Below are 11,848 nucleotides of genomic sequence, written 5' to 3'. Positions count from 1 at the left end.
ACAGTGTTGCTGCCGGAGCAGTCATCAGCAGGATGTCTGAATTGGCAGCAACGCCGTATTGTATTTTTTCCCTAATTTTGCCATACACACTAGAACAGCCCACAGGAGTGGGAACTATTTAACATGCATATTGAAGTACTGAAAAGTAAGATCCATCGCGCAGTTATTACTGAAGCAAACTTACAATACGTAGGAAGTATCACTATTGATGAAGATCTGCTGGATGCTGCCAACCTTATTGAATATGAGAAAGTACAGGTTGTGAACGTGAATAACGGAGAACGCCTGGAAACATACATTATTAAAGGCAAACGCGGTTCAGGAGTTGTTTGCATGAATGGCCCCGCTGCCCGTCTATGTGCGGTCGGCGATATCGTTATCATTATCTCTTATGCATCTATGGATTTTGAGGAGGCTAAAAAACATACTCCGATTGCCATTTTCCCGAAGGATAATAATAAATTGTAACCGCTGATCCCCCAAAATTACTATTACTATGCCCAAATTTTTGAAGTTTATCTGCTTTTTAGCCATTGGGCTAGGATTGGTTTGGCTTGTTACACACAATCTTACTGACAAAGAAAAAGATGATATTTTCAACTCGCTTGGCCGTGCCAACTACTGGCTGCTAATCCCGGTTATCATTGTCGGTATTGCCAGTCACTGGTACAGGGCCGTACGCTGGAAGCTGATCATGCAGCCACTGGGTTACAATCCTGGTACGTTGAATACATTCTTTGCGGTAATGGTTGGTTACCTGGCTAATCTGGCAGTGCCACGGCTCGGTGAAGTAACCCGTTGTGGTATCGTAGCACGGTATGAAAAGATCCCGGTGGACAAACTGGTGGGTACCATGATTGCAGAACGCGCTGTTGATATGCTGCTCCTCATCATCCTCATGGTGATTACTGTTGCTATACAGATAGATGTAATAGGCGGACTATTTCTGAATGAGATCTGGCACCCCGTTGAAAATAAACTGGGCGCTGCCGGAAGTTCACGCTCCCTGCTGCTGGCAGGTATCGTTCTTGGCATACTTCTTCTTTGCTATATCGGCTTCCGCCTCATTGCCCGCTCAGGCATAGGTATCAAACTACGTGCACTGGCACATGGTGTATGGGATGGTATCCGTTCTATCGGTAAAATGGAAAAGAAAGGGTGGTTTATATTCTATTCAGTGCTCATCTGGGTAATGTACTTTGCAATGATGTATCTGGGCTTCTATTGTATGGAGGAAACCCGTTACCTCGGACTCAAAGCAGCGCTGGCGGTATTAATCATCGGCAGTGTCGGAATGATTGTAACTCCTGGAGGTACCGGTGCTTATCAGTTCCTTGTACAACGTACACTTATGGTATACGGCGTATTAGATACCTCTGCCTATGCCTTTGGCTGGATTGTATGGTCTGCACAGACATTGCTGGTACTGATTGTCGGACTGGCCAGCCTGATCGCGCTACCCTTAATGAACCGTACGCAGGTACAGGCAGCTAAAACAGGTACCCCTGCCGATGCCCGCTAACATGATACTTATCTGACATTCTATTGTTGAAAAAGCATCTCAAGTACAGAATGTACTGAAATATACAAAAACGTCTACAAGGCGCTATTGACTACCTGGTAGTCTAAAAGAGAAGGGTGTATCACGCATTGATACACCCTTCTCTTTTATTGCTACCTTACATGCTACGGCGGAAACAACAGTTTATACATGCATAGCAGCAAAATATACCATAGATTCTCCTACCCGCCTGACAAGTCTCGCATTATTATTGCTTATCTTTAGAGAAGACATCTAAATTTAACATAAGATGTTCTTCAAAATATGTATTGTTGCGATTAGCAGTATAATCACAACCGTTAATCAGCTTATAGATGCGATTGTCCAATAGTGAGCATATAGAATTTAATTTTCAAGATCCGGCGATGGAAAAGAAAAGCAATAGCAAAAAGATAGTGCCAGCAGCCAAGAAGCCGAAAATGATCCCCAGGGACATCAGCTGGTTGGCCTTTAATGCGAGGGTGTTACAGGAAGCTTCTGATAAAAGTGTGCCCCTCCTTGAACGTATCCGCTTCCTCGGTATATTTTCCAACAATCTGGATGAGTTCTTCCGCGTACGTGTTGCAACCCTGAAAAGAATGCTGCTAGTAGGTAAATCCACCCGCATGCACCTCGAAGAAAATCCTGATGAGATCCTGGATGATATTCAGGACATGGTAATTGACCAGCAACGTGAATTTGACCGCATATGGGAAGGAATAGAAGAGGAACTGAAACAACAGAAGATCTTCATCCGTACTGAAAAACACCTGAATAAAGATCAGCAGAAATTTGTACTGAATTACTTCAACGATGAAGTACGTACCAACATCATCCCCCTGATGATCGAGAGTATTCAGCACTTCCCCTATCTCCGCGATAAATCAATTTATCTTGCCGTAGTACTGGCCAGACAAGATAACTCAGTCAGGCAGAAGTTTGCACTGATTGAGATCCCAAGCGTACTGCCCAGGTTTATTACGCTGCCCTCCAAAGAAGGTGAAGCTGATATCATATTGCTGGAAGACGTTATCCGTTTTAACCTGCCACATATTTTCACCTATTTCGGCTTTGATAAGTTCACTGCCCATATCATCAAAGTGACCCGGGACGCTGAATTGGATATTGATAATGACATTTCCACCAGTCTTATTCACCAGATCGAGAAAGGCCTTAAAGACCGACGGAAAGGGAAACCTGTACGTTTTGTATACGATAAGGACATTGATCCATTGCTGCTGGAATACCTGATGCGCAGACTGGGACTATCCGGTAAGGACAACCTCATACCAGGGGCACGTATCCATAACTTCAAGGATTTCATGGACTTCCCTCCTGCAGTATTCAGGGAAAGACCACATCCGCAACGTAAAAGCTTTATTCATCCACTGTTTGCCAATGCATCCAGTGTGATGCACGTGATACAGTTACAGGATGTCATGCTGCACTTCCCCTATCATTCATTTGATACAATCATCGACCTGCTAAGGGAAGCCGCTATAGATCCAAACGTAACCAGTATCAAGATTACTGCTTACCGCCTAGCCAGAAACTCCAAGATTGTGAATGCTCTTGTGAATGCGGTAAGAAACGGTAAACAAGTGACTGTAGCCCTCGAGCTGCGCGCGCGCTTTAATGAAGCCGACAACCTTGAATGGAAAACACGTCTGGAAGATGAGGGCGTAAAAGTATTGATTGGTATTCCTGGTCTCAAAATACATGCGAAGTTATGTGTGATCAAAAAACGCATTGGTACAAAGACAATCCAATGTGGTTTTGTCAGCACGGGTAACCTGAATGAAAAAACAGCCAGGGTGTACGGAGATCATTGTCTGCTGACAGCCAACAGAAATATCATGGCTGACATCAACCGTATTTTCAGTTACCTGGAGAACTCCAAACATGATATTAAACTTTTGCAGGCCTGCAATACGCTTCCTGTGAGTCCATATAGCATGCGCCCGTTCTTCCTTCGGATGATCGACAAAGAGATCAAGAATGCCAAACATAAAAAAGGAGGTTCAATGATTATCAAAATGAACTCCCTCTCCGATCCTGAAATGATCGGTAAACTTTATGAAGCAGCTAAAGAAGGTGTGGATGTAAAAATGATTATCCGAGGTATCTGTTGTGCCTACACGGAGAATAAAAAGTGGAAGAAGGATATCACAGCCATCAGCATTGTAGATGAATACCTGGAGCACGCACGCGTATTCGCTTTTGGTAAAGATGCCCAGGAGAAGGTATACATTGCTTCCTGCGACTGGATGCTGCGTAACCTCGATCATCGGGTTGAAGTAGCTATCCCGATCTTTGACCCGGCCATTCAGCAGGAGCTCAAAGATATACTTACGATTCAACTCAGTGGGAATGTGAAGGCACGTGTGCTGGATAATGAACAAAAGAATGAGTATAAGCGCGATAACAGCGGGAAGAAGATCAGATCTCAGATAGAAATATTTAAGTATCTCCACGAAAAACAATATAGTTAAGGTATAAGAAGGGAGGAACCAGTACTGATACTTGATAGATATCAGTTCTAATTCCTCCCTCCTTATTCATAATTCCTCATTCCATTTGCTATCTTTGCCCCCATGAAGCTAGCTGCCATCGATATAGGGTCCAACGCTGCCAGGTTGCTCATCTCAGAAGCATCTCCCAACAGTCAGGGCCGTATGGATTTTACCAAAGTAAACCTTGTCAGAGTTCCCTTACGTCTGGGACTTGACGTATTCAGCGAAGGAGCTATCTCCGAAAAAAGAGCCACGCACCTGCTAAATACTATTAAAGCCTACAAACTTTTACTGGAAGTATATGAAGTGAAACACCTGAAGGCATGCGCTACTTCTGCCATGCGTGATGCTTCCAATGCGGCTGAAATATTACAGACCGTCAAACAGGAAACAGGTATTGATATTAAAGTAATATCCGGTCAGGAAGAAGCCTCTTTTCTGTATGACAGTCATATCGCAGAGAACCTGGACAAAAACCGCTCTTATATGTATATTGATGTCGGAGGCGGCAGTACAGAAGTCACCATCTTCAGCAATAACAGTCTGCGACATAAAGAGTCTTTCAACATTGGTACCATCAGGCTGTTGCAACAGCAGGTAAATGATGATCAGTGGCAGTACATGAAAGACACTATCAAATCGAGTATCAAAGGTCTTGGTACAATTACCGCCATTGGTTCCGGTGGAAATATTAACAAAGTATTTTCTTTATCCAAACGCAAGGAAGGCAAGCCGCTGACGCTGGATGTGCTGAAAGATTATTATAAAGAGTTCAACGGGTTCACTGTAGAAGAGAGGATTCACCTTTACAATCTAAGGGAAGACCGTGCAGATGTAATTGTACCTGCCCTTCAGATATACATAAATATTATGCGTTGGGCAGATGCGGAAGAGATCTACGTACCTAAGATTGGTCTTGCAGATGGCCTGATTCAGTCGTTGTATGCTGAGGTCAGCAGGTAATTGCCAAATAATGGTTACCTTAACGCCCATTTTTCTAATCAATAATCTGTCTTTCAGATGTCAACGCACAAAGAAGTTAAAAGGATCACTACGCACATATTACAGAGAATGAAGGACAATGGAGAGAAGATCTCCATGCTCACTGCTTATGACTACTCTATGGCCCGCATTTTTGACGACGCTGGTATGGATATCCTGTTAGTAGGCGATTCAGCTGCCAATGTAATGGCGGGTTACGAAACCACCCTGCCAATTACACTGGATCATATGATATACCATGCAGCATCTGTTGTAAGGGCTATCAAACGTAGTTTTGTGGTGGTAGATCTCCCCTTCGGTTCCTACCAGGGTAATTCTAAGGAGGCACTGGCCTCTACCGTGCGCATTATGAAAGAAACCAGCGCCCACGGTATAAAGATCGAAGGCGGTGAGGAAATTATTGAATCAGTAAAGCGTATCATTTCTGCTGGTGTGCCGGTAATGGGGCACCTCGGACTAACTCCGCAATCTATCAATAAATTCGGAACGTATACTGTGAGGGCAACAGAAGATGCAGAAGCTCAAAAGCTCCTGAACGACGCTCGCCTGTTACAGGATGCAGGGTGTTTTGCCCTGGTACTGGAAAAGATCCCTGCCATGCTAGCTAAGCAGGTAGCTGAAAGCCTGACTATTCCTGTTATTGGTATCGGCGCAGGTAAATACGTCGATGGCCAGGTATTAGTGATGCATGATATGTTAGGTATCAATAAGGATTTTAAACCCCGCTTCCTGCGCCGCTATCTCAATTTATATGACGAAATTTACAAAGCGTCACAGCAATATATCCACGACGTGAAAGCGAAAGACTTTCCGAACGACAACGAACAATACTAAAATCGTTTTATGTTAGACTATGTGCTAAGCGGTCTGATGCAACGCTATCAGGAAAGGGTTCCTGATGTTGCGGGCATTATTGCCGCCATGATCACTGAGAATCTGATCCAGGTTCCCGAAGACATTGAGAATGACCATATTGCCTTCCGAACCATCGGGGTTCCTGAACTTGGGATACAGTCGCTAGAGAAAATATTCCTCCATTACGGTTATACCAGACGTGATGCCTATCAGTTTCCTGCCAAAAAGCTGGATGCTTACTGGTACGCACCGCCGGCTCCCAACTATCCGCGTATATTCATCAGCGAACTGCGGGTAAAGGACCTGAGTGCTGAAGCGCAGAAGATCATTGCCAGCTATACCAAAGAAGTGCTGGTAGACCCTGTCAGCAACCTGGATCTGAATGATGGTCCTGCAGTTGACACCTTCCTGCACAGCGCACTCTGGCGCACACCTACGTGGGAAGATTACGAGGCGCTGGCAGCAGAAAGTGAATACGCCGCCTGGGTGATCTACAACAGGTACTACCTGAACCACTTTACTATCAGTTTACAAAACCTGCCGGCTAGTTATAATACAGTTGCGGATTTCAATACATTCCTTGAAAACGCTGGTTTCATACTTAATGACTCTGGTGGAAAAATTAAGGAAAGTCCGGATCACCTCCTGCTGCAAAGCAGCACGGTTGCCAAAATGATCCCTGCTACCTTTGCCGGCAACGACGTACATAAAATAGCAGGTTCCTATGTCGAGTTTGCAGAACGAAGGGTATTGCCACAGTTTGCAGACATGCCGGCTGATCAGATCACCCGCGAGCACCGCCGGGAAGGATTTGAAGCCGGTAATGCAGACCGCATCTTTGAAAGCACCTATAGCTCTCAGACCAGTAAGTAACTTAGATAAGGCCGGCTACAGACATGTCCGGCCTTATTATTTATACTTCATATGTGACTCATTATCAATAGCTCTCGCTAATTGAATATACATCAAAACAAAACATTCATGATCAACGATATTCTTCAACAACTACATATTACCGCTGCTAACAGCGGCGTCAGCACCGGCACAATCTGGCTGGATGCAAAAGGTCCGGTTATCCAGGCTTCATCTCCTGTAGACGGTCAGGATATTGCGACTGTTACTGCCGCAACCCGGGCTGATTATGACCAGGTGATAGAAACTGCACAGGCGGCATTTAAGGAATGGCGTTTATGGCCTGCTCCACGCCGGGGCGAGGTAGTACGTCAGATTGGCGAAGCGCTTCGTACCAATAAGGAAGCCCTGGGTAAACTGGTTTCCTATGAAATGGGCAAAAGTCTGCAGGAAGGATATGGAGAAGTGCAGGAAATGATCGACATCTGTGACTTTGCCGTAGGGCTCTCCCGTCAGTTACATGGCCTGACCATGCATTCTGAACGTCCGGGACACAGGATGTACGAACAATGGCATCCGCTGGGCATTACCGGTATTATTTCCGCCTTTAACTTCCCTGTTGCTGTATGGAGCTGGAACGCGATGCTTGCCTGGATATGCGGCGACGTATGCGTATGGAAGCCTTCTGAAAAGACGCCTTTATCAGCAATTGCCTGTCAGCAGATTATACAAGATGTGCTGCGATCTAATAAGGTACCTGAAGGAGTTTGCTGCCTGGTAACTGGCGGTCGTGAAACAGGGGAATGGATGGCTGCGGATACCCGTGTGCCATTAGTGTCAGCTACCGGTTCCACCCGCATGGGTAAAGCGGTAAGCAGTGTAGTTGGCGCACGTCTGGGACGCGCGTTGCTGGAACTCGGCGGTAACAACGCCATTATCATTACCGCAGATGCAGACCTGGATATGGCCCTGATTGGTTGTGTGTTCGGAGCTGTGGGTACAGCCGGACAGCGTTGTACCAGTACCCGCCGCCTGATCATACATGAAAGCGTTTATGCATCCTTCACACAGAAGCTTGTAAAAGCTTACCAGCAACTACGCATTGGCAATCCGCTGGATGAAAATAACCATGTTGGTCCGCTGATAGACAAGGACGCGGTAAATCTTTATTTGGATTCCATTGAAAAGATTAAGGCACAGGGAGGCAGCTTCCTGGTGGAAGGCGGTGTCTTGTCAGGAGATGCTTATGCTTCCGGCTGCTATGTTAAGCCATGTATTGCTGCTGTGGAAAACACTTATGCGATCGTACAGCACGAAACATTTGCCCCTATTCTGTACGTGATGAAATACAATAATCTGGATGAGGCTATTGCGATGCAGAATGATGTACCACAAGGACTATCTTCCGCTATTATGACCCTTAACCTCCGTGAGGCAGAACTGTTCCTATCTCAGGCGGGTTCCGATTGTGGCATTGCAAATGTCAATATTGGCACTTCCGGTGCAGAGATCGGTGGGGCTTTTGGTGGTGAGAAAGAGACCGGCGGCGGTAGAGAGAGCGGGTCGGATGCCTGGAAGTCGTATATGCGCCGTCAGACCAACACAATTAACTATTCAACAAGCCTGCCGTTGGCACAAGGGATTAAGTTCGACCTGGCCTAGAAAGATAGCATAGACATTCCCGGTTTAAGTACCGGAGTCAGTAATATTTAAGGGGCGCTTCATTACCGGAGCGTCCTTTTTCTATATTGCTGAAATGGCTCTGACTGGCGTAATACATTACATTTCAGGCAGGAACTGTCAAGATAGCCGAAATATATGAGAACAAATAGTTAGGTGAGCTACACAATATATTTATCCTGCGTCCGTTTAATAGCGGAACTTGAAAAACATTACTCGATATACCTGCAGGAAATTGTTTACAGTCAGTTGTGAGTGACGATTGTCCTATAAAATAATAGCGAGGTTAGAGAACCTCGCTTTTTCGTTAAACGGAAACCATGCTTATGAGAAAAGTTTACTAATAACTTAGAAAGTTATCAAGTACTTTTCCAGCTCTAAATATTACACTTTTTTCCGGAAATTCATATTCTACTTTTGTGGTATTCACAAATTTTTTTTGACAAGCGGTAGCTATTTCTGGCAATGTCAATACGGTAGCCACTTTCATTGTGTCTGTTAACTTACTTCCCTTTGAAAAAAGTTATATCTGAATATTTATAAATATTAAGTTGATAGCAGACTGGCAGAAATAGGCACCGAAACATATCTATTCCCTGTCATAATATGCTATGTACGATTATCCGGTTAATGAGCTATTGGCACATTGTTTCCCGCGTTCATCATTTTAAGAAAACCGATTCCCTCACATTTTGCATACCTTTAACCTAATTTGGTTTTTGATTTGTAAAGTTTATTGAGAAAAAACAGACTGAATGAAATTTAACAGAGCTATGGCAGTCATGGCTGGAAGTTTTGTGTTGATGGCTGCTCTTACCGCTAACCCTACGTACGCCCAAACCACAGCAATTCCCAGAAACTGGCACTTACTGAACTACACACAGGATAGTGTATACGGTACCGGCGTAGAGAAGGCCTACAATGAGTTATTGAAAGGCAAGAAAAGTACCCCTGTACTGGTAGCTGTGATCGATTCAGGTATTGATACCCTGCACGAAGACCTGAAACCTATTCTATGGGTAAATCCTAAAGAAATTCCAGGTAATGGCATAGATGACGACAAAAATGGCTACGTGGATGATATCCATGGATGGAACTTCCTGGGTGGTAAAGACGGCCGCAGTGTAAGGGAAGATTCCGACGAAGCTACCCGCGAATATTACCGCTATAAAAGCCTGTATGTCAATCCAGATTCTGCGCTTGACAAACAGTCAAAAGAATACCGATACTGGCAGAAGCTGCAGGGTAAAGTGGCAAAGCCTTCTCCTAACGAGAGCAAGGTGAACTACAAGACCATGCTGAAACTTCAGGAAAGCCTGCGCAAATGCGAACAGCTGCTGACCGGCTACCTCAAACAGAACGATTTTACCGCTGCAAAGCTGGACAGTATCCAGACGGCAGATCAGGATGTGATGGTAGCAAAGAAATTCATGCAGCGCATCTTTGAGAACACCGGTGAAGAAAATCTAAGCTACTCGGAACTGAAGTCTGAATTCGAAGCCTACCTGGACGACCTGAAGAAGAAAGCCGAAGCAGCCGAAAGCGAAGGTCCGCTGGACAAACGTGCAGAGATCATCGGTGATAATGTTAATGACATCAACGATAAATACTACGGTAACAATGACGTGATGGGCGAATTTGGCTTTCATGGTACACACGTTTCCGGTATTATTGCAGCAGTAAGGGGCAACGGTGTGGGCATGGATGGTATTAACGATAATGTGCGTATCATGATGGTAAAAGCGGTTCCTGATGGAGATGAGCGTGACAAAGACGTGGCGCTGGCTATCCGGTATGCAGTGGACAATGGCGCACGTGTAGTTAACATGAGCTTTGGTAAAGGCTTTTCTCCTCATAAAGATTGGGTAGACGACGCGGTGAAATATGCCGAAGAAAAAGGCGTATTACTCGTACATGCCGCAGGCAACGACGGTAATGACAACGACGTAGTAGATAACTTCCCTAATCCGGATTACGCTAATGGCTCCGGAAGGGCGAATAACTATATAACAGTAGGTGCGAGCAGCAATGGCAGAACCGGTGGCAAAGTAGCCAGCTTCTCCAATTATGGTAAGAAAAACGTAGACATCTTCGCACCAGGGGTTCAGATCTACTCTACCGTTCCTGGCGGTAATAAGTATGGTAATGCGAGTGGTACCAGTATGGCGGCTCCGGTAGTTGCCGGCGTAGCGGCCCTTGTACTGGCCTATCATCCTGAACTGACTGCTGAACAGTTAAAGTTTATACTGATGAAGTCAGCCAGCCAATTACCGGACGGTGTGACAGAAGTAAATAAACCAGGCGCAGGCGACACCAAGATACCATTTGCTGATCTGTCGATTTCCGGCGGACTAGTTAATGCTTATGAGGCATTGAAACTTGCAGACAGCATGGATACACAGAAAGGTGTAAAGCAGAAGAAGAAAAAGAAAGCAAAGATGGAGGCCGTTAAAAAAGGCTGATCATCATTCAGATAAAAAGAAAGGCTACTTCGGATTGAAGTAGCCTTTCTTTTTTGCCGGTAGCATATTATTTAACCAATCGCCAGTTAAACGGATACTTATAAAAGATACCGTTATGGACTTTGGAGGCTGCAATTGCTGAGAAGATGATATTAATCAGATATACTACACCGCGTGTGCCGTGGAAGTCAGAGATATTATTAAAGCCCCAATAGTGATCAAAGCCTGGCCTGCCCCAGCTCCACTCCCAGTGGTTAAGCATACCGATCAGGTTTAGTCCGACGTTGATGATACTAAGTGTGATCTGGAAATTCAATGCCTCCTTACCGGTAGCATTCAGAAATTCAGTTTCATTGCGTTTAATGAGCCACAGCACTAGTGCGGCAATGATGTTGCCTGCCGGTGGGATAAATATCATACCTCCGATACCGGCCAGGTGCATCGCGAGCGCCCAGTTTCTTTCTTCTTGTTTTTGCATACGGGTATAAGATTCGGGTTATGTCTACAGGGTTGCCTGCTGGTTGATAAGCACACAAAGATGTGTAAAAGCAAAAACTACAAACCTGTAAGCCGGATTCTGTTCTCCATAAAGGAGATGCTATCATTTATCTTCGATGCCGTTCACACGACACCTGTATCTGCCTACCCTCGGTCATCGGACGAGTAGCCCTAAGCGACCGTATACATGGCATTTCAACACGCAAGGTTTACCCTCCCAATATGTTACCATACCAGAACGTGGGCTCTTACCCCACATTTTCACCCTTACCTGTTACTGCTTGCGCAATAGACAGGCGGTAATTTTCTGTGGCACTGTCTGTACCGCTCTTCTCTCTTTTAACGGAGAAAAAAGCAGCCCCACCCGTTAGGTGGTGCGTTACTCTATGTTGTCCGGACTTTCCTCATCCAGCCGAAGCTGGAAGCGATAGCACGGTTTGTAGTTT

Annotated in this window: 9 protein-coding genes and 1 other RNA gene; 8 read left to right on the top strand and 2 right to left on the bottom strand. The window is 45.2% G+C overall.

Annotated elements, in window-relative coordinates; all coding sequences use genetic code 11:
- Positions 1 to 123 precede the first annotated feature (123 nt).
- The 8 genes from panD (at position 124) to K1Y79_RS20355 (ending at position 10,904) form a co-directional block, all read left to right on the top strand.
- On the top strand, positions 124 to 468 hold the full coding sequence (panD, locus tag K1Y79_RS20390; protein WP_220252043.1) for an aspartate 1-decarboxylase: 345 nt from the start codon (positions 124 to 126) through the stop codon (positions 466 to 468).
- Positions 469 to 496: 28 nt separating this feature from the next.
- Positions 497 to 1,522: a lysylphosphatidylglycerol synthase transmembrane domain-containing protein gene (locus K1Y79_RS20385; protein WP_220252042.1), complete on the top strand. Its 1,026-nt coding sequence runs from the start codon at positions 497 to 499 to the stop codon at positions 1,520 to 1,522.
- Positions 1,523 to 1,875: 353 nt separating this feature from the next.
- Positions 1,876 to 4,032 carry a polyphosphate kinase 1 gene (ppk1, locus tag K1Y79_RS20380; protein WP_220252041.1) on the top strand — a complete coding sequence of 719 codons (2,157 nt, stop codon included), beginning with the start codon at positions 1,876 to 1,878 and terminating at the stop codon, positions 4,030 to 4,032.
- A gap of 102 nt (positions 4,033 to 4,134) precedes the next feature.
- Complete coding sequence (locus K1Y79_RS20375; RefSeq protein WP_220252040.1) at positions 4,135 to 5,016, top strand: Ppx/GppA phosphatase family protein; 882 nt, start codon at positions 4,135 to 4,137, stop codon at positions 5,014 to 5,016.
- A gap of 57 nt (positions 5,017 to 5,073) precedes the next feature.
- Entirely contained in the window at positions 5,074 to 5,889 is an 816-nt protein-coding gene (gene panB, locus K1Y79_RS20370) for a 3-methyl-2-oxobutanoate hydroxymethyltransferase (protein ID WP_220252039.1), read from the top strand.
- Positions 5,890 to 5,898: 9 nt separating this feature from the next.
- On the top strand, positions 5,899 to 6,783 hold the full coding sequence (locus tag K1Y79_RS20365) for a DUF1338 domain-containing protein (protein ID WP_220252038.1): 885 nt from the start codon (positions 5,899 to 5,901) through the stop codon (positions 6,781 to 6,783).
- A 108-nt stretch (positions 6,784 to 6,891) separates the two neighbouring features.
- Entirely contained in the window at positions 6,892 to 8,424 is a 1,533-nt protein-coding gene (gene amaB / locus K1Y79_RS20360) for an L-piperidine-6-carboxylate dehydrogenase (protein ID WP_220252037.1), read from the top strand.
- Positions 8,425 to 9,197: 773 nt separating this feature from the next.
- Positions 9,198 to 10,904 carry a S8 family serine peptidase gene (locus tag K1Y79_RS20355; protein ID WP_220252036.1) on the top strand — a complete coding sequence of 569 codons (1,707 nt, stop codon included), beginning with the start codon at positions 9,198 to 9,200 and terminating at the stop codon, positions 10,902 to 10,904.
- Between the two features lie 67 nt (positions 10,905 to 10,971).
- Here the strand turns inward: K1Y79_RS20355 and K1Y79_RS20350 are convergent, their stop codons facing one another.
- Entirely contained in the window at positions 10,972 to 11,382 is a 411-nt protein-coding gene (locus K1Y79_RS20350; protein WP_220252035.1) for a DUF4870 domain-containing protein, read from the bottom strand.
- Positions 11,383 to 11,454: 72 nt separating this feature from the next.
- Positions 11,455 to 11,846: RNase P RNA component class A (gene rnpB, locus K1Y79_RS20345), an RNA gene on the bottom strand.
- Positions 11,847 to 11,848: the final 2 nt, after the last annotated feature.

It is taken from the genome of Chitinophaga rhizophila (genome assembly GCF_019492185.1).
Taxonomy (GTDB): Bacteria; Bacteroidota; Bacteroidia; order Chitinophagales; family Chitinophagaceae; genus Chitinophaga; species Chitinophaga rhizophila.
The sequence above is the reverse complement of the archived record's forward strand: the minus strand, read 5'-3'. Positions and strand labels throughout refer to the sequence as shown.